The sequence below is a fragment of the Streptomyces sp. NPDC052042 genome (genome assembly GCF_044548345.1).
Classification (GTDB): Bacteria; Actinomycetota; Actinomycetes; order Streptomycetales; family Streptomycetaceae; genus Streptomyces.
The window spans coordinates 330727-348201 of sequence record NZ_JBIUBU010000005.1; the positions used below are offsets into that span (position 1 = coordinate 330727).

Genomic DNA, 17475 nt, shown 5'->3' on the forward strand with positions numbered 1-17475 from the left:
CCACACAGACCCCCGAAGCGGAGCGGAAAGCACCTCATGCGCACCCACCCGGCCACACCTGCCGAGGTCGATTCCTGGCTGACCGTCCTGCACCGCCACGGCCACCTCCACCGCGCCCAATCCGGCCCCGGCAACACATGGACCGTGCAACGAACCCCGCATACTCGCCCCTGGACCCTGCACCATCCGGTCCTGGCCATGGACTGGATCGAGGAACTCGTCCGCGAAATCCGGCAACAGAACCCGGAGACGAGCCGGTGACCGCCAACGACCCGACGGTCACCACGCCCGGACTGGAGCGTGACCCAACGACGGCTCCTGGCGGAGCAAGTTGTCGCGTACGACGGTCCTACGGCCCGTCGTACGCACTTGCCTCCGCCCAGGAGGGCGGAGGAAGCCCGGCTGGTCCCCGAACGAGGGCGCTCGGGGACCAGCCGGGCAACCGGCACCAGGGGGCGCCGGTCGAAGGGGGAGAAGCAGACGACGCTGCCGAGCGCGAACAGCCGAGCCCGAGCACGCCCGCGTTTCCCGACCGCAAGCCGCGCCGCCGCAGCCGCAACCCGAGCCAACGCACCCGCAAGACGACCACCCGTCTCTCCGACGCCGAGAAAGCCGAGATCGCCGCCGCCGCCGCACAGCGTGGCGTCACCGTCGCCCGCTTTCTCGCCGCCGCCAGCCTCGCCGCTGCCCGCGGTTCCACCACCTTGCACACCAACGAACCACTCGACACCGCCATCGACGAGCTGGTCGCCCTGCGCACTGCCCTGGCCAGGATCGGCAACAACATCAACCAGATCGCCTACGTCCACAACGCCGGCGGACAGCCCCGCCCCGGCGAACTCGACCACGTGCTTGCGACTCTGACCCGGCTCATGGCCCGTATCGACGATGCCGCCGATGCTCTGGTGAGGAGGCGACTCTGATGGTTCCCAAGATCCGGCGCGGCTCCCGGACCCACGGGTTGCTCGTCTACCTGTACAGCCCTGGCAAACGAGACGAGCACATCGACCCCCACCTTGTCGGGAGTTGGGACGGCTTCGCCCCCGACCCCGGACGTGGCACCAGCCCCGACTTCGACGCCAAGGTCACCCTCGCCCGCCTCGTCGCCGCGCTGGACCTGCGGGTCAAGCAGGCCGGCACCACGGCACCGGCCGAGCACGTCTGGCATTGCTCGGTCCGTACCGACCCCGGCGACCGGAACCTGACCGACGCCGAGTGGAACACTGTCGCCCGCCGCCTGGTCCACGCCGTCAACCTCGCCCCCGAAGGCGACCCGGACGGCTGCCGCTGGGTCGCCGTCCGGCATGCCGACGACCACATCCACATCCTGGCCACCATGGTCCGAGGCGACCTGCGCCGCCCCAGGATGAACTACGACTTCAAGAAGGCCCAGGCCGAATGCCGCCGCATCGAGAAAGAGATGGGCCTGCGCCGGCTCAAGCCCGGCGACGGCACCGGAGCCAAGACTCCTACCAGCGCCGAACGCTTCAAGGCCGAGCGAACCGGCCGAGGAGAGCCACCGCGCGAGACGCTGCGCGAAGCCGTCCGACAAGCCCTCGCCGGGGCCGCCACCGAAGAGGAGTTCTTCGCCCGACTACGCGAGGCCGGCCTGCGCGTGAAGGTGCGAAACGCTCCGTCCGGCGATGCCATCGGCTACAACGTCGCCCTCCCCGGCGACCGCAACCGCAAGGGCGAACCGATCTGGTTCCCCGGCTCCAAGCTGGCCCCCGACCTGTCCCTGCCGAAGATCCGCCGCCGCCTGGCCGACGACATCGCCAAACAGACCACCGCGTCGGCCGACACCAGCGGCCGACCGGACTGGTCCCGCCCCGCCCGCGAGCGGCGCACAGCCACCGGCATCGCCGAACGCGCCGCCCCTCTGCTCGACAGCGACGACGACGAGGCACCCGCTCAGCTCGTCGGAATCGGAGAACTCCTGGACGCGGTCGCACAGACATCCCCAGCCGCCACCCGCACCGAACTCGGTGCAGCAGCCCGCGCCTTCGAACGTGCCACCCGCAGCCACGTCCGAGCCGAGCACGCCGACACCCGGGCCATCCGCTCCGCCGCCCGCGGAATCATCCACGCCGGCACCGCTCTCGGCCGTGGCGAAGACGGCGGCACCACCGCCATGCTTCTTTCCACCCTGATCCTGGTCACCCTCGCCGCCGCCCGCTGGCACTCCGCCCGCGGACACGCCCAGCAAGCCCACGCCTCCCGCCAGACCGCCGAACACCTACGAACCGCCTACCACCAGGCCGCCACCACACCCATGCGCGCACTGCGCGACCAGGGCCGCGCCCTGCCCGAGGCCGAACGCCGAACCCACGAGGCAACCATCCGCGCCGCCCTGCCGGAACAACAGCGGGATGCGGGCAGTACGTCGGCGAAGAACGACGCCCTGGCCGCCACCCTCGCCCAGGCCGAGCAAGCAGGACACGACCCCAAAACTCTCCTGCAACAAGCCATCGACATGCGCGAACTCGACACCGCCGAGGACGTGAACGACGTCCTGGTCTGGCGACTGCGCCGACTGGCTCAGCTCCCCGCCCACCCCGACGAAGCGCCTCGCCGACCGCATGCCGGCACCAGCCAGCCCAAGACCTCGACCAACCGGAGCGCCCCCACGATCGCAGCCCGCCCGATCACCTTCGACCCACGCAACCGCCCACCTCGACGCTGACCGGCGTCCCGCAGGCCGCCCAACCGGTCTGCGGGACGCTACGAAACCCCTGGACAACCGCTTCCACCAGCTGTTACGGATGGAAACAGAAGGACCACGACCGGGAGATGACGCTCGTGCTCAGAACCACCCACAGCCCCGCAGAGCCGGCAACCGCGCAGTCCGCCGACCGCGTCGGCGTCGACCCGCTGCTGCAACTCCAGTACGAGACACAGCCGCCCAGCGGCCCTGGCGTGACCCGATGCCTCAACCACCCGCGCGAACTGGACCTGCGCGGAATTCCCGTGAGATGCTCCGCCTGCCGCGCACGACGCGACTGGTTGCTCGTCAACTACCGCCGCGATGTCTGGGTTGTCTGCCGGTGCAGCAACCAGTGGCTCGAACCCGAGATCAGCCGCACCGACTTCGACGCCCTGATCGGCATCCCAGACGGAACGGTCTACCCCAGCCTCCAGCACGGACTCGCCGCGCTCGGCTTCGACGGGGCCTTCGCCGGCACCTACCTGGAGTAGATGAACAAGGCACTGACTGTCGAGGGGCGCCATGCAGATGGCACCCCTCGACAGTCAGCCACGGTGGCTGTTCTTCGGCAGCCTGCCCCGGAAGTCGCAGCCAGGACACACGTCTTCACCGTGGATATGCCCCTCGTACCAGCCGTGGACGGCCGCGTGCAGGATCGCGTCGTTCACGGAGGCTTCGCCGCTGCGAACGGACTCGATGGCGTTACCCACGATCACCCGGAGCGCGGCGTTGTCGGGCGAAGGGAATGGCGGAGAAGGCATCCGGGAGTCATGACCACAGCGTACGGACGAGTACGAGTGCCAGTCAGCCAGACAGAACGATCTCATGAGTCCGGGCCGAAACGGTGGGATCGTCGCGCGCCAAGGTCCCCCTGTTCTTCCTCCGCACATGACAAGGCCGCCCCCTGCCTGTTCGGCGTGGAGCGGCCTTCTGCGGTTTCGGTCAGACCTCGGCGAGGCTGTTCGAGAGGTCGAGGGCGGTGGTCGCGACGGTAAGGGCGGCGCAGAGGCCAAGCACCTCGTGGACGGTTGGGTGGACCAGACGCGGCCAGTCGTCCGGAGCGGCAGGCCAGTAGGCGAGAAGCACCTCGGTGGTGGCCAGGCCGAGGTGGGCGGTGACGTCCCAGCCCGCAAGGGAGGCGGGCTCCCAGTGAAGGCGGATGCGACCGAGGGGGAGTCTTGGAGTTCCGGCGGCGAGCCACGTGACGTCGAGCGGGCCGTCGGATCGGGCGGAGACGCGCTGCACCAAGGCGCCGCGTACGCCGTCCGGCATGGGGCGTACGGAGAGGCTGTGCAAGGGGAGGACGGATGAAGGGCGGGATCGCGACGAGATATATGCCTCCGTGGTGTTGATGGAACTGGTCAGGCCCAGGCGAGAGCGTCGCGCACCGCCGCCGGGAGGTAGCCCTCCTGGCCGGTATCGGCGATGAATGCCATGCCGTCCCGGACAACGACGTCGGTGCCCACGTAGTGGGTGAAGGGGAAGTCGGGGTTGATGGCGAGGCGGATCGGCAGGTTGGGATCGAGTTCCTGGAGCTGGCGGAGCAGGTGGCCGACGGTGAGGTAGTGGGGCACGGGATTCTCCGAGGGCGGTACGGGAAGCGGATGGGGTTTGAAACGGAGTGCCGGGGTGTGGCCGGGCACGGTGGACGCTCGCTGGTGTGGGGAAGGTGCTCGCATGCCAGCCGTAACCGGGCAGACCGGCTCGCGCGGCAGAGGTATGGGCGGAAGAGTGGGCGAACACGTGGGACGGAGGGCTGAGGCCGGAAGCGTGGGAGCCTGGTTGGGTTGTGTGTCAGGGAAGTTGGAGCGGACTACGTGTCTCGTGCGGGAGGTCGGGAGCGATGTCCTTGCGCCATTCGCGGGCCTCGCGGGCTCGTTCGCGCCCGTGGTGGTACGAGCCGGGGTTGTGCCCCGGGCAGCAGTTGCAGCGGTGCAGTCCACGCCGAGTCATCATCTTGTCGCGTGTCATTCGAAACCCTTCCGTTGGGCGGTGCTGTTGGAACAGGTGGTATGGGGCGGCAGTCAGCGACGCGCGTGGAGGGCAGCGACGAATCCGGCAACGGCCTCGGCAGGGGTGTTGATGCCGAACTCCTGGACCCACGGGTCACCTTCGGCGGGCTGGACCCGGACCTGCCAGACGATGTCGCGCTGCCAGGCGGCGGGGTCTTCGGGGAGCCAGCCGACGTAGGCGCGGCCGTCCGGGCTCGTCGCGTGGAAGTTGGCCTCCGGGGTGTCGACGACTATCCAACCGAGAGCGTGGAGGAGGTCGAGCACCGGCCCCGCGCAGTGGTCGGAGGAGAGCCACCGGTGTTCTTCCACTACGGGACCGACGACGGCGGGAAGGAGGGAGGAGGCATTCATGGTTGCACGATCCCTTTGTTGACCTGCGGTTTTCCCGACACCCGTACGTTGGCATGCGGTGCGCCGAAGTGCGTAGTCCCTTTCGGGAAGCGACGTCTGCCGTGGGCGAACTGGCGGCGGTCATGAGATCGACCACGCCCGGGGAATGGACTGGCCGTCGCGGTTGTCGTAACTGGGTTGCGGCAACGGGCCGCATGGGACCGAAGGGGGAGCAGGGATGGCGGAGCCGAGCAGACACTGGGACGAAGCCGGGCTGGAGCGCAAGATCCGGGCGGCTGGGCGGCCGTGGACGGTAGCGACCTCGCGATGGTCGCCGACGGCCAGTGGGCGGTCGGCGCGCACCCCGGCAGCTGGCCGGACGAAGGCGCGGTGGTGGAAGACCGGATCGCGGACGGGCGCCGTGTCGAACTGACACTGGAGGAGCTGGCCCGCACGGTGGGCGCCCGTATCCGGGATGCCCACCGTGACGACGTTGACTGAGCTGTTCAGCGACGAGGCCCCAGGGCGGGCGACGACGGCCCGACAGCGGCCGAAGGAGCGGGCTGGTCGGGTGCCTGGTCCACGGAGTGGGGCGCGTGCGCGGAGCGGGCGACAGCGGCCTGGGCCAGACGAACTTCCGGGCCGCTGTCCGCGGTCGCGGCCTCGCGTGCTTCAATCGCGTGGCTGATCGCCTGCAGGAACGCATGGCTCTCCGCCTGGGCGACGCGAAGGTCCGGTGCTGACCTGGTGATCCGGTCAAGGTCGTAGAAGGCCGGCACATGGCCGGGCCGGGTCAGGGCGTGCAGACGTTCCTGGTACACCGTCACCGCGTTTTCGGTGACGACCAGGGCGGAGCGGATGTGCATCGTCGAGCGCAGGAGCGGGTCGATACACGGGCGGCGGACCGCGAGGGCCTCCAGAGCCTCAATGGGACGGCCCCAGGACTTTTCGATCAAGGCTGTGGCCTGATCGAGTGCGGTGGCATCGGGCATGGCGGGCTCCCGTCATCTGGGAATGCTGCTTCGGTCAGGGGCGGGAGTCAGCGGCTGTGCCGTGGCGCCGGCGGACCGACGGGCGGCCTGGCACTGACCGAGTGCGCGGGACTGCTCGACCGAATCTGCGCCGAAGCCGGGGTGCGGCTGCGAGCCGCCATCGCGCGAAGGTCGGCCGCGGTCTGCGGGGCGCGTGCGGCGCGGTGGACGGCCTGAGTAACAGCAGTGCGGCGTACGTCCAGTGGGGTTGGCGTACGAGAGACCGGGGCATCGGCGATCGGGGCGACCGGGGTTAGTGTGACCAGGTGCTTCACCTTGCGGTCGATCTGGTGCCGCTCACGGATCACCGGGGCCGAACTCGCCATGGTGGCTGCTGTCGCAGCGATCAGATGGGACGGAGTGCGGGCAGTGAAGGTCGCTTCCGCACGTGTGCCCCAGCCTGGCGGACCGGCCCAAAGCGTGACGGTTTCGTCGTCCCAGTCAGAGAGGCGGTTGTCGATCAGGATGCCTGCCTGCCCGTCGGGGGCGGGAACTCGACGGTGCCGCGCTCGGCTCCGCCGTCGCGGGTCCAGCCGGCATCGGTCAGTGGCTGGACGGCGTCGGCCCAGCGCAACGATGGGCTCGCCAGAAAGCGCCCGTTGCCCTCGTAGGCGTCGGCTTCGGCGTAGTCGTGAGCCAGAGCGGTGGTGAGACCGGCGACGATCTCGGCCGGGGTGACGTGGTTGAAGGTTGCCGTCCAGCGGGGTGCGGAGACAGCCTCCTTGGCTGCGGTGATCTTCCACAGCTCGAAGTCGTCGCCGAACCAGCCGATCCGAATCCGCTGATCGGGCGAGGTGACGAGGAGCTGGCAGGGGCCCTCGTCGAGATAGTGGTGCGGCCAGTGGGCGACGGGGGCGAAGCCAACGTCTCCGGCTCCGTCGGAACCGGCCAGGTACATGGGGCTGACCAGTACCTCTTGGTAGAGATACGGGTCGTAGAGGGTGCGGTCGTGCATAGCCGAGGCTCCGGTGAAGTGGGTGGGGAACGTGCCCGCGTGCGCAGTGGAATGGTCTGCTCGACTGCACGCGGGCACGGTGGCAAGAAGTCGCGGCTGGCTCTCGGTGTCACGCGGATCACCGGACCGGGGAGGGTGCCGACTGGGCGGTGACGGCCGCCGGCACCCGCGGTTGTGGCTGCGGTGCGTGGCTGAACAGAGAGCCTGGCGCGGTGGCGCTCCGGCGCAGGGCCGCTGCGGCTCGGATGTCGTCAGACCTCAGTGGTGGGCCGGTGTGGGTCCGGGTGGCCGCCGTGACAGGGGCCGGGGGCGACGAGTTCTTCCGCGTGGAGGCGGGGGCACTCCAGTGCTCGACGGCTGCGTAGACGGGGCCCAGAGCCTGCCCGGCGTCGGTCAGGACATAGGGGTCACCGTGGCGTGTTCCGGTACGGGCGACCAGCCCATCGGCCTGAAGCCGGTTGAGCCGCTGCCCGGTGATGCCACTGTCCAGGCCGGCCTCGTCGGCGATCTCGACGAACCGCATGGGGCCGCCCGCATCAAGAACCTGGATCACGGCGGTCGAATGCCGAAGGTGCAGACGCCGCAACGCGTCCTCGACCCGCTCGGCACCGGCCACCGCGCCGCCGAGCGACAGACTGGCCTGAGACCAGTCCGCAAGGGCACCGTGCACCGAAGACAACGATTGACCGAACGCGCTGAGCTGGTACGGGGCCCCGTGGCGTTCGCCGACTCGGGTATCCAGCCCATCAGCGTGCATCTGGGCCAGCCGTTTGCCGACGAACTGCTCGCTGACGAAGGGGAGCCTGGCAGCGACATCACGCACACGCATGGGACGGTCCTGCTGCGCCAGGGTCTGTACCGACCAGGTGGTCCACTTCGGCGATATCAGGGAAAGCGCGTCCTCCACGCGCTGCGCATCGACCGAGCCGATGGAGGCGGAGGGCTGTGCGGGTGTGGACATGGGGTGAACTCCGTGCGGGATGGTGGGTTTCGAGAGATGTGACGGACCGAGAGGCTGGTGGGAAAGCACTCTCGGCGAGGCCCGGCGGGGCACCGAGAAGAGCGGAGGTAGCTCTCCCCGGGCATGGAGGGCTTCCGCTGGGGATGCTCAGCGGCCGTGAGACGGCTTGGAAGTGGGGCCGGGCAGGGCCGGGGGAGGGACCTCTGCGTCGGTGTGTCCCGGGAGAGGTGCGGCCTGGCTGCGCTGGAGAGCTGCGGTGACCCGTGATGTCGTTGTTCGGCCGTCCCGAAGAGCTTCCTCGCCCTTGGGAGTGAGCGACAGAAGCTGACCTGGCCGGTACAGCCCTTCACTGGAGTCTTGGTTGAGCAGTCCGTCCGCGACCAGCCGGGAGATGGTGTTGGGCCACACCTCCGGGACGGGGCGCTGGCCCGTCCCGTTGGAGAGATACGTGTAGCCGTAGACGGCACTCTGGCGGAGTCGCAGACCACCGGCCTCTACCGCTTCAAGCGCGGTGAGCTGGCGACCGTTGGCTATGGCCCAGTCGTCCTGCCGTGATTCCTGCCCGGTGTACGAACCCTGGTCCCGTTCCGGCTTCCTACCAAGGTTTGGGGCCTGCGAGGACAGCGCGACTTGTGGTTCACGAAGAAGATGGCGGTAGGACGAGATGACCTGGGTGAGTTGGTCGTAGGCCGCTGATCGGCGGGCTGCGAGCAGTTCGATCTGGCTGGCCGAAGCGCCCAGGATCCCGTCCGGGCTGCGCAGCGTGGAATGATCAACCCGACTGACGGATTCAAGGGCCTGGATCGCGGACTGGGCGGCTCCGCAGAGCTGGCGGTGGAGCGAGTCGACATCGCGGGCGGCAGCGGCGACCATCCGACCGACGAAATCGAGCGGGTGGTGAATCGGCAGGTTGTCGGTCAGATCCCAAGGGTCGTCCACCGCGAACTCCTCGGCGACGAGATGCGCACCGGGCCGCTCGGCCGGGTCGTAGCGATTCACTGGGCCGCCTCCATCCGGGCGAGCAGCGAGCGGACGAGGGTGGGCAGACTGCCGGGGCCGTTGTCGATCCAGACGGTGTCGGTCGCTTCACCGAGGACGTACGCGGCGTCTTCGAGGAGGCCGCTGGAGATCTCCATGCAGGCATCCGTGATCTGGGCGGCTGCGAGCAGGGACTCGGAGAGCACCTTGACGTAGTCCTCCGGCACGAGACCGGCGGCCTCGGCAGCGGTGCGGATCGCCGACAACTCCAGCGCGCTGAAGGTGAAGTCGAACCCGTCATCCGACTCCGCGGTAGCGGGGGCGAGGGTGGCCAGGGTCGGCGGCTTGGTGGGGATGCCCACACGGGTGCAGATCTGGTCGACCGAGGCGGTCAGCTCGGCGAGAGACTCGGTGAGCCATCCCAGCGCAGAGGCGTAGGAGGCCAGAGTGAACAGACCCGCCGGAGTGGTGGGGAGCGGCTCGTCGGATGCGAACCCTTCGAGCCGGTCGTTCAGCTCGCAGACCACCCGGGGCCCGGCGGAGAGCGCACCCAGAACGGGATGCAGGTAGGAGCGGCTGGCGGCCGTCAGGTACTCGGCAGTGAGGATCCCGGAGATGCTCTGCGCGGCATCGGCGAGAAGGCCCGCCAGGTCGGCACGGGTCAGAGGGGAGCGGTTGGTGGTCATCGCTGGGCCGCCTTTCGGGAGGCGTAGACAGTGGGCTGAGCTGCTGCAGGCGGAGTTGCCGGGACAGCCGTCGGCTGGTCGGTCGCGTGGGGAGAGCGGGACCGAGCGGCCTGCACACGCGTCTCGGTGGCAGAGGCTGTCTCGGTGTCCTGGCGGGGGCCAGTGCGGAGGTGGGCCGAGCGGTAGACCGCGTAGTCCTTCCGGCTGCCGGCGGCGACGAGATAGATCTCGCGCTTGTGATGCGAGGTCGGCGGCGCCGGGCGGAACTGGACGACCATCCGGTAGGAGACGGAGGGATCGACGTAGACCTTGTGGAACCCCGCGAGCCGTCCCTTCAGAGGCAGACAGTCGTCGCTTCCGTGGACCAGGTTCTGCAGCTCAAGCAGCGCCAGATCGCGTATCTCGTCAGGGAGTTCCCGCAGGTCCGCGATGGCGTCCGGGTGTGCGGCGAAAGCGAAGCGGGCGCGGCTCACATCGACCGCCCGGGGTTCGGCCGCTGGGTTGTTCCCACCGGCGGCATGCGGTGGGCATCAAGGCCGGCCTCCGGCAGCGCGGCGGTGCCCGCCGACCGAGTGAGGGCAGCGCGGGTACGTAGGGCGGCGACCTCGTCGCGGTGCTCGGGCGGCAGCGGCAGCGGACTGTCGCGTTCGTCCAGCCAGCGGCGGGCGGCGCCCTCGTCGGCGAAGGCACCCTCACGCAACGTATACGTGTGGGTGTCGAAGTCACCCTCTTCGAGGAAGAGACGGATCGGCACCAGAGCAGCGTTGGAGTCGCGGGTCAACGTCCACGTCTCGCACGGGTCGTAGTCCGTGGTCTCGCTGTCGAGGACCTTGTACCGGTCGCCCGACGTTCGGATCTGCTGCTCGACGCGGATGGTGAGGTCATCGGCGGGCCGCATGAAATCCTCGCCAACCTGGGCGATCTCCTCGGGTGGACAACCTCGTTCAATCAGCCAGTTCTGGGCGAAGGACACGGTGGCGTGGTACTCCGCCTCGAAGGTGAACGTGTTCAGGCTGAGGTCTCGCGTGACCTTGATGGCAGCCATTTGCGGTTCGCCGGGCACACCCCACGTGACAGACCCGTCGTGGGCGACGACGAAACTGTGGGTACCGTTGAAGCTGGTGTGGTGCTCGGCCAGGACCGTCAGGTCACCGGACCAGAACCGCTGCTCCGCGTAGTCAGCGTCCGCGTCAGCGGGTTCGAAACCCTCAAGGCGGAAGTCGGGTCGGTCGCTCATGCCGCCAGCCCCGACTGCTCGGGCGCGGGGGTGGCCAGCACGCGATGGTTGGGCCGGGTCGGGCTCGTCGTGCACGCGGCGAAGGGCCCGTCGGGAGCGCGGAGGTGAACCAGCGCCTGGTCCAGATGGTCGCGGTGCCACGTCGAAGGACCGGACAGGCCGGCCTCGGCATCAGTGAGCTGCTGCCACGCGAGCCAGAGGGCATGCAGCCGGGCGACCGCCTCGGGGTGCTCATGCCACTGCGCGCACCACGGGCGAGTCGTGCTGATCTCCCGGCCGTACACCGGCAGGAAGAGGTAGTTCACCCACTCACTGAGTGCGGTCAGTTCCACGGCGTACGCCTCGCCGCCCAGGGCGAGGATGAACACCGAGACGGGGCCGTCTCCCCGCTCGGAGTCGGCTGCTTCTGCGGCCGGAGCATTGTCGGCCGGCTGGGGTTCAGCGGACGCGGGGACGGGCTCGGAGCCTAGTCGGTCGAGAATGACGCCGTGCTGCCTGACCTCGGCCATGGTCTTGGCGAGGGTGCTGGCGAGATCGTCGAGATCATCATCGGGGACGCGGAACGGCTCGGGGCCGGGGGTGGTCTTGCCGGTGTCGGACATGGGAATAGGTTCCGGAGAAACCGCGATTTGGCCCGGCCGGGAAATCCCGGTAGTGACGCGCTACACCGCCGTGCAGCGAGGGCAACGCGGGAAGGGTGGAGCCAGCAACTGCAAGGCGCGGGCGGCTTGTTGAGGCACGACGCCGTTGCCGAGTGCGGTGAGCTGAGCCGGCCGTCCGAGTCCTGGAGTGGCGGTGACCCAGCCGGGCTCCAGGCCCTGCATCCACTCCACGAAGTCGGCGCGGAGCCGTCCTGCCGCGTCGGTGGGTGACGGTGCGGGACGGGTGAGCGTCTCCCATCGGGTGATGGCGGCTGTGTATGGGCCCCATCGCCGGTCTGCTCCCGGGCCCCTGGAGGCGTTTCCGTCCAGAGTGGGACTGCCGTAGAGGTGGGAGGGCGCCGTCCCTTGCCGGCTCGGCGGCCCGGGGGGTCCAAGTCGTCGGCCGGCGGTGTTGGCAGCAGTGACGCCGCTGCACTGGGCAGGGTCATGTCCCCGTTGCCGTGCCGCTGGTTGGGTGAGCCCTTGATCCCGTCCGACGCCTTCGGGGTCGGCAGCAGGAGCCATTCGACCTCGTCGGCCAGGTTCGGGCCGTGCCCCCCGCTCTTCCGCTTGGCGGGATGTTGCGAGCCGCCGTTCTTGCCGATATTGCTGGTCGGTGTCTTGAGCAGGGTGTTCGGCGGGCCAGGCGGTGAGGAAGGTGCGCTCGCGGCGGTGTGGGGCGCCGATATCGGAGGCGCGAAGCACGAGCCACCTTGCGTCGTACCGGAGGTCGGCCAGGGATCCGAGTACGGCTCCGAGTGCCCGCAGAGGAGGCTGACCTGGGGTGTCTCCCAGACACCACGGGCAGAATTCCACGTCGCCAGGGGAACCGGCGGGTGAGGTGAGGAGGCCGCGCACATTCTCGATCACAACCAGGCAGGGTCGGAGGGCCTCGACCGCACGGGCGACGTGCAGCCACAGCCCGGAACGGGTCTGGGAGTTGAGTCCGGCCCGTCGGCCGGCGACCGAGACGTCTTTGACAGGGGAAGCCCGCCGTCAGGACGCACACCCGGGGAACGGTGGACCAGTCCACGGCCGTGATGTCGCCCAGGTTGGGGACGCCCGGCCAGTGCCGGGCCAGGATGCGGGAGGCGTTCGGATCGATCTCGGCATGCCAGGCCGGCGTGCCGCCGAGAGCGGTCAGCACACCGAGGTCCAGGCCGCCGTACCCCGAGCAGAGCGAGCCGATCAGCGGAGGGCGCTCGATGGTGGTCTGCATGTCACCGGCTCCGGGCGATCCGGGCCGGGGGAGCCGACGTGGGGCCTGCCGGAGGCAGAGGCCCGGGAGCATGCACCGGACTGGTGGACCGGCTGCGAGCGGCCTGGATCCGCACGGACGGCGGCAACACCGTTGCCGACGCAACGTACAAGGCGTCCGCCGCTTCGCGCAGGGTCATGTCCGCCGTACGGAGCGCGGTGCCTATCACCTGTTCCACAGCCTCCCGGGAATCGCGGACGTCGGGCTTGTTGCTGAGGTGCTCGGTCTGGTCCAGGAAGGCGAGCTGGCGAGCCACCGTCCCGAGGGCGGATGCGGCCTGGCCGGCAGGTCGAAGAGCGGCGGCGAAGCCGGTGATGGCCGGGGCGGTGCTGCCCTCCCGGTTCTGTTCAGCAGCACGGTGGAGTACCTCGTCGGCCAGGTCGGTGATCAGCTTGCCGAGTTCGGAGATCTGCCTGGCGACGGTGACGCTGTCGGGCGAGCGGTGCGGGTCTCCGGGCACCGAGAGTTTGCCGCGCTGAGCATCGAAGCCCGAGGCCGTGGCACGAAGGGCCAGGGCATCGGAGATGGGGTTGTCGATCAAGGTGAATTCCAGTGGGGAGGATGAGATATGGGCTGGGTATGGGGGGTGTCAGCTGTGGCCGTGCGCAGGGGATCGCGCGGAGGCCGGCGTGGGCGCGGAACCGCGCTGTTCCGTGGGCCCCGGGAAACGGCGCGGTGCGCTCCGGGTGAGAGCGGCGCGCACCTGCGCGGTCGGTGGTCCGGGCGGCGAAGGATCGGCAGTCGAAGGTTTGGGAGCAGGCTGGCCGCTCGCGGCTTGCCAGCGGGTGCGTACTTCGTCGAGCGGACCGAGCGCGTGCAGGGCGTGATTGATGAGTTGCCCGGGGGGCAGGGCCTCGTTCTCCGCCAAAGCGTGGACGGCACGTGCGGAGACGGCTGCGGTCCGGGCGACCGAGGCGCGCAGGATCTGCTCGCCGAGCCATTCGGCGCTGCCAGCACCGACGCCGTCGCAGATGGCGGTGAGCTGGTCGCCGGACAGTGTGCCGTCGGTCAGGAGCCCTCGTCGTTGGGCTTCCCAGAGCAGGGTGATCCGGTCGATGGGCTCGCCGCGGTGGTGGAGCGCTGCGAGGCAGCGGTAGAGCTGCCCATGGGCCGGGTCGGCGAAGTCGCCCGACCGTAGCCAGCCCACCACCTTGTCCATGGCCTTCGGCCGCTCGGCAAGGACGGCCAGAAGGAACCGCTCGTCCTCGGCGGTCTGGTCTGCTCGGACCGGCGGAAGGACGGCGGCGACGGTGGCCGGCGGAGTAGCAGGCGTGACCGGGCGCGGCTCGGTTCCCCAACGCCGTGCGAGATCGTCGAGCACCCCGGTCAGAACGTCCGCGTAGTGCAGCGATCCCTCGACCCCGCCCTGCAGGGCATCGGCGCGAGCCGCCTGGTGAAGACGGATCGCGTGTGCAGCGACGCTGCGATGAATCGCACCCTCCAGCACCATGCGCCCGTACACCGGAGCGTGCGCGGAACGCGGGCAGGCCGAGACCAGGGTGTGGGCGTACACCGCGGTCAGCCCCCGTACGTGGAGGCCGGCCTCGTCGACCGCATCGGTCACCCATGACAGCGGTACGGACTTCTCGGCTGTCAACGCGGGGTGACTGTCGTTCTTGAGCTTGCGCAGTGCGGCGAACAGCGCCTGGTGGACCGGCCGGTAGAAGTGGTCCGGCGCAAGCCAGTCAAGATGCGAGAGCTGGCCCGGGTCGAGCAGCACGGCGCCGAGTACCGCCTGCTCGGCACGCAGCAGCGGGTTCATCGGTGCCGCCCGGGGCGGGGGGCCGGCGGACCGCCCTGTTCGGAGCGGAGAACGGCGACGGCCCGGTCGGCGTCGGCCATCGCTGCGGCGAAGCGGTCCAGCTCACTGGTGAACGTCGGGTCGGTGGCGAGGACCGAGCCCGATCCGGTGATCAGCCACCACTGACCGTCGCGCCGGACGACTGGTGACCGGGCAAGGCGTCCGGAGCGGGCCGCAGGGGAGGAAGGGCTGTGCGAGGACATGAATGGACTCCTGAACAGGTAGAGGCGTCAGGCCGCGAGAGCGAGATCGGTCTGGACGGGGGCACCGGAGCGGCAGGACCAGGGGGAGCAGCCGTCCGGCTCGCCGTTCTCCAGCTCGGCGTCCGCGACCGCGTCGAAGATGTCGCCCTGGCGCCCGGACCACTCGTGGGCGGTGCCCCGGTCGATCGGTGCCTGATCCAGAGGCCGGCGGCTGCGGTGCAGGTACGCCTGCCCGAGCAGCGGAGTGCCCTGCGCGGTCGCCCGTGCGTTGCCGGACCTGATCGCGGCATCGAACTCCACGACGTCCTGCCACTCCTGGGGAGAGCCGTCGCGCAGCGCTCGCCACTGGGAATTGCCGTGGTACGGACACCCCAGGCATGCACTTTTCGGAGTCTGGCCGAACCCGCGCGAGCGCAGCAGCCGCAGGCAGTCCGAGCGGGAGAACCCGGCCTCGATCAGCGGAAACCGGTTCTTCATGTAGGCGACGTCCGCGTCCTTGGCCCGGTGGAACTCGTCCACCGAGATGCCGATCCACTGTTCGACGTGGACTCCGGCAGGGATGCGCTGCGGGTGGGGGTAGCCGAGCAGCTCGCGGACCTTCTCCTTGATCGGCCGGATCTTGTACTGACCTGTGCACTGCCGTCGCGACATCCCCTCACCGCCATCGGAGTTGAGGATGTGCAGGGGCATCGACGCGAAGCGCTTGGAGGGGTCGAGCGCGTCGGATCGGATGTTGCCGGAGGACACCCGCAGGATGGGGATACCGGCGGGACCGGCGATCTCCCTCTCGATCCGGTCGAGATGGTCGTACACGGAGCGGGGCTCCCAGCCTGTGTCCGCGAAGATCGCCGCGTCCAGGCGGGGCAGGTGGCCTTCGGCGGCCATGAGCAGCAGGCAGGTGGACTGGACCCCCGCGCCGAGCGAAAGCACCTTGAGTGCCGGGGCGCTCATGCCGACAGCCCGAAGTCGTCGCGGCCGAGGCTCTTCGCCAGGGCCCGCTTGGTGATGGTCTTCGTCGCACGGGCGGAGGCAGGGCCGACCACCTTGGCGGAGGGCTCCTTGTACCAGGGACGCAGGTCGAGCATGGCGACCCGGATCCCGGTGGCCAGGAGCAGCGCCTTGCCCTTGGGCAGGGCACGGATCGCGTCGGGCGGCAGGATCCGCTCGGTGCGCATGCTCACCGAGGTGGACTTGCCGCCGTCGCTGGTCGACACCGAGGTGGTCTGGACGTCGTGGTCACCGACCTGCCTGCTGAGCCGGTCGGCGAAGTCGGCGTCATCGATACCCGATCCGATGATCTTGACGGTGGCGGCGGACCAGAGGGCGTCCATCCCGGCCTCGCCCCAGCACCGCTGGCCCTGCCGGTAGGACTGCAGGATCGTCATCGGGATGACACCCCGGCTGCCCAAGTGGCTGTACAAGTCGGGGAGATCGCTGATCTTGCACACGTTGGCGGCCTCGTCGAGAACGCACAGGGCGGGCGGGTCGAGCCGGCCGCCGGAGCGCTCGGCGACGACCACGGCCGCGCGCATCACAGCATCAGCCGCAGCGGCGATGATCGCAGACGCGCTGCCGCCACCGTCCTTGCTCAGGAGGTACAAGGTGTCGCGGGACGTGGCGAAGGTGAACGGCTTGAACTCGGGGAGGTCCTTGGCGGGGGTGACCCAGGCGGCGACGTCCGGGTCGAGGAGGCAGCTCGCGTACTGCCGCGCCGTTTCATAGATGCCGTCGCGGGTTTCGGTCGCGCCGGAGACGGTGCCCTGGAGCTGGGCGGCGACCGCGTCGTGGCCGGCATCGGTGAGCAGGTCGACCGGGGTCCGGTCGGCGGGGGAGGCGAGCCAGGCCAGGACATCGGTGATCGGCCGCCGGTGGCTCGCGGCAGCGAGGAACAGCGCACCGAGGGTGTTGGACGCGGCGGTGGACCAGAAGTCGGAGCCGTTCGACTCATCGACGCTGGCGGCGACGAAGTGCCCGGCCAGACGCTTGGCCCCGGCCAGATCGCGGGCGTCGGCCAGGATGTCCCACCACATCTCGCGCGGGTGATGGGCGATCTGCTGAGGGTCGAGGGCCCAGACCGTGCCGACCTCGGTGCGAGCGTCGACCGTCGCGGTGAACGCGTCGTTCGCGGCCTTGTTACTCGTAAGCAGGACCGGGCCGGGGGCCGTGAGAATCGCGGGTATCGCCAGTCCGGAAGTCTTCCCACTTCGCGGAACCATGATCGCGACGATCACGTCCTCCCAGGACGCGCGGACATCCGCCCGCCCCGGGGAGAGAGTGCCGAGCAGGATGCCGCGGTCTGCCGGAGCGTTTACGGCTCTCCTGCCGTATGTGTGGGCGCTCTGACCTGGCCGGATACGTGAAACACGCCGTTCCCTGCGAAGCTTGAGGTCTCTAGTCACAAGCTCATAACCGCAGAGAAACGGCGTGTCTGTCTTCAGCATATGGAAGCGGACCCTGACGGTCGAAAACACCGTGGTCGAGGGGGTTCGCTGGGACGAATCTGAACAGTGTGTGATCGTGTCGGTACGGCCCGACGCGCGGCGGCGGAGCAGGTGCGGGCGGTGTCGTCGGCGGGCCCCCGGCTACGACGCGGGTCGGGGCCGACGCCGCTGGCGAGACCTGGACCACGGAGCGGTACGGGTGCTGCTGGAGGCCGACGCACCCCGGGTGAGCTGCCG

At 69.6% G+C, this 17475-nt stretch carries 23 protein-coding genes and 3 pseudogenes; 6 read left to right on the forward strand and 20 right to left on the reverse strand.

Going from position 1 to position 17475, the window contains the following annotated elements; all coding sequences use genetic code 11:
• Positions 1 to 36: 36 nt before the first annotated feature.
• The 4 genes from ACIHCL_RS12720 (at position 37) to ACIHCL_RS12735 (ending at position 3195) form a co-directional block, all read left to right on the forward strand.
• Positions 37 to 261 (forward strand): hypothetical protein, encoded by a 225-nt coding sequence (locus ACIHCL_RS12720; protein WP_399860485.1) that lies wholly within the window; start codon positions 37 to 39, stop codon positions 259 to 261.
• Entirely contained in the window at positions 258 to 923 is a 666-nt protein-coding gene (locus ACIHCL_RS12725; RefSeq protein ID WP_399860487.1) for a MobC family plasmid mobilization relaxosome protein, read from the forward strand. The genes ACIHCL_RS12720 and ACIHCL_RS12725 overlap by 4 nt, the downstream gene beginning before the upstream one ends.
• Complete coding sequence (locus ACIHCL_RS12730; RefSeq protein ID WP_399860489.1) at positions 923 to 2683, forward strand: relaxase/mobilization nuclease domain-containing protein; 1761 nt, start codon at positions 923 to 925, stop codon at positions 2681 to 2683. The genes ACIHCL_RS12725 and ACIHCL_RS12730 overlap by 1 nt, the downstream gene beginning before the upstream one ends.
• Positions 2684 to 2790: 107 nt before the next feature.
• Entirely contained in the window at positions 2791 to 3195 is a 405-nt protein-coding gene (locus tag ACIHCL_RS12735; RefSeq protein ID WP_399860492.1) for a hypothetical protein, read from the forward strand.
• A gap of 54 nt (positions 3196 to 3249) precedes the next feature.
• Here ACIHCL_RS12735 and ACIHCL_RS12740 read toward each other — a convergent pair whose 3' ends face one another.
• The 5 genes from ACIHCL_RS12740 to ACIHCL_RS12760 form a co-directional block, all read right to left on the reverse strand.
• Positions 3250 to 3465, reverse strand: a complete 216-nt coding sequence (locus ACIHCL_RS12740; RefSeq protein ID WP_399860495.1) for a hypothetical protein — start codon at positions 3463 to 3465, stop codon at positions 3250 to 3252.
• Between the two features lie 181 nt (positions 3466 to 3646).
• Complete coding sequence (locus ACIHCL_RS12745; protein ID WP_399860498.1) at positions 3647 to 4000, reverse strand: esterase; 354 nt, start codon at positions 3998 to 4000, stop codon at positions 3647 to 3649.
• 65 nt (positions 4001 to 4065) lie between these two features.
• The gene (locus tag ACIHCL_RS12750; RefSeq protein ID WP_399860501.1) at positions 4066 to 4278 is read right to left on the reverse strand and encodes a hypothetical protein; all 213 of its coding nucleotides are present in this window, start codon (positions 4276 to 4278) and stop codon (positions 4066 to 4068) included.
• Positions 4279 to 4498: 220 nt separating this feature from the next.
• Entirely contained in the window at positions 4499 to 4675 is a 177-nt protein-coding gene (locus ACIHCL_RS12755) for a hypothetical protein (protein WP_399860502.1), read from the reverse strand.
• 53 nt (positions 4676 to 4728) lie between these two features.
• On the reverse strand, positions 4729 to 5067 hold the full coding sequence (locus ACIHCL_RS12760) for a DUF317 domain-containing protein (protein WP_399860505.1): 339 nt from the start codon (positions 5065 to 5067) through the stop codon (positions 4729 to 4731).
• A gap of 285 nt (positions 5068 to 5352) precedes the next feature.
• Here ACIHCL_RS12760 and ACIHCL_RS12765 point away from each other — a divergent pair, with 285 nt between their 5' ends.
• Positions 5353 to 5547 carry a hypothetical protein gene (locus ACIHCL_RS12765; RefSeq protein WP_399860508.1) on the forward strand — a complete coding sequence of 65 codons (195 nt, stop codon included), beginning with the start codon at positions 5353 to 5355 and terminating at the stop codon, positions 5545 to 5547.
• 5 nt (positions 5548 to 5552) lie between these two features.
• Here ACIHCL_RS12765 and ACIHCL_RS12770 read toward each other — a convergent pair whose 3' ends face one another.
• From ACIHCL_RS12770 to ACIHCL_RS12840, 15 genes and pseudogenes are all read right to left on the reverse strand, one after another.
• Entirely contained in the window at positions 5553 to 6038 is a 486-nt protein-coding gene (locus ACIHCL_RS12770; protein ID WP_399860511.1) for a hypothetical protein, read from the reverse strand.
• A gap of 47 nt (positions 6039 to 6085) precedes the next feature.
• Positions 6086 to 7032, reverse strand: a pseudogene (locus ACIHCL_RS12775) (DUF317 domain-containing protein).
• A gap of 118 nt (positions 7033 to 7150) precedes the next feature.
• Entirely contained in the window at positions 7151 to 7993 is an 843-nt protein-coding gene (locus ACIHCL_RS12780; RefSeq protein WP_399860514.1) for a winged helix-turn-helix transcriptional regulator, read from the reverse strand.
• Positions 7994 to 8140: 147 nt separating this feature from the next.
• Positions 8141 to 8992, reverse strand: coding sequence for a large ATP-binding protein (locus tag ACIHCL_RS12785; protein WP_399860517.1), 852 nt, complete (start codon positions 8990 to 8992; stop codon positions 8141 to 8143).
• Positions 8989 to 9657 carry a hypothetical protein gene (locus ACIHCL_RS12790; RefSeq protein WP_399860519.1) on the reverse strand — a complete coding sequence of 223 codons (669 nt, stop codon included), beginning with the start codon at positions 9655 to 9657 and terminating at the stop codon, positions 8989 to 8991. Before ACIHCL_RS12790 ends, ACIHCL_RS12785 begins: the two co-directional genes overlap by 4 nt.
• The gene (locus ACIHCL_RS12795) at positions 9654 to 10130 is read right to left on the reverse strand and encodes a hypothetical protein (RefSeq protein ID WP_399860522.1); all 477 of its coding nucleotides are present in this window, start codon (positions 10128 to 10130) and stop codon (positions 9654 to 9656) included. Before ACIHCL_RS12795 ends, ACIHCL_RS12790 begins: the two co-directional genes overlap by 4 nt.
• Positions 10127 to 10894 (reverse strand): glycosyl hydrolase, encoded by a 768-nt coding sequence (locus tag ACIHCL_RS12800; protein WP_399860524.1) that lies wholly within the window; start codon positions 10892 to 10894, stop codon positions 10127 to 10129. Before ACIHCL_RS12800 ends, ACIHCL_RS12795 begins: the two co-directional genes overlap by 4 nt.
• Positions 10891 to 11496, reverse strand: a complete 606-nt coding sequence (locus tag ACIHCL_RS12805) for a DUF4913 domain-containing protein (protein WP_399860527.1) — start codon at positions 11494 to 11496, stop codon at positions 10891 to 10893. Before ACIHCL_RS12805 ends, ACIHCL_RS12800 begins: the two co-directional genes overlap by 4 nt.
• Before the next feature lie 60 nt (positions 11497 to 11556).
• A complete protein-coding gene (locus ACIHCL_RS12810; RefSeq protein ID WP_399860570.1) occupies positions 11557 to 12456 on the reverse strand; it encodes a DNA cytosine methyltransferase in 900 nt (299 codons plus the stop codon).
• Positions 12457 to 12571: 115 nt separating this feature from the next.
• Positions 12572 to 12826 (reverse strand): annotated as a pseudogene (locus ACIHCL_RS12815) (hypothetical protein); the annotation flags it as partial.
• The gene (locus ACIHCL_RS12820) at positions 12756 to 13334 is read right to left on the reverse strand and encodes a hypothetical protein (protein ID WP_399860529.1); all 579 of its coding nucleotides are present in this window, start codon (positions 13332 to 13334) and stop codon (positions 12756 to 12758) included. The gene ACIHCL_RS12820 and the pseudogene ACIHCL_RS12815, both read right to left, overlap by 71 nt.
• A gap of 48 nt (positions 13335 to 13382) precedes the next feature.
• Positions 13383 to 14555, reverse strand: coding sequence for a DnaB-like helicase N-terminal domain-containing protein (locus tag ACIHCL_RS12825; protein WP_399860532.1), 1173 nt, complete (start codon positions 14553 to 14555; stop codon positions 13383 to 13385).
• Positions 14552 to 14797, reverse strand: coding sequence for a hypothetical protein (locus ACIHCL_RS12830; protein ID WP_399860535.1), 246 nt, complete (start codon positions 14795 to 14797; stop codon positions 14552 to 14554). Before ACIHCL_RS12830 ends, ACIHCL_RS12825 begins: the two co-directional genes overlap by 4 nt.
• A gap of 27 nt (positions 14798 to 14824) precedes the next feature.
• On the reverse strand, positions 14825 to 15748 hold the full coding sequence (locus ACIHCL_RS12835) for a hypothetical protein (RefSeq protein ID WP_399860537.1): 924 nt from the start codon (positions 15746 to 15748) through the stop codon (positions 14825 to 14827).
• Positions 15745 to 17103: pseudogene (locus ACIHCL_RS12840) on the reverse strand (type IV secretory system conjugative DNA transfer family protein); the annotation flags it as partial. The gene ACIHCL_RS12835 and the pseudogene ACIHCL_RS12840, both read right to left, overlap by 4 nt.
• A 211-nt stretch (positions 17104 to 17314) precedes the next feature.
• On the opposite strand from ACIHCL_RS12840, the gene ACIHCL_RS12845 reads away from it, so the two are divergent.
• Positions 17315 to 17475: transposase family protein (locus tag ACIHCL_RS12845; protein WP_399860572.1), on the forward strand; the 161-nt coding region annotated here is incomplete at its 3' end.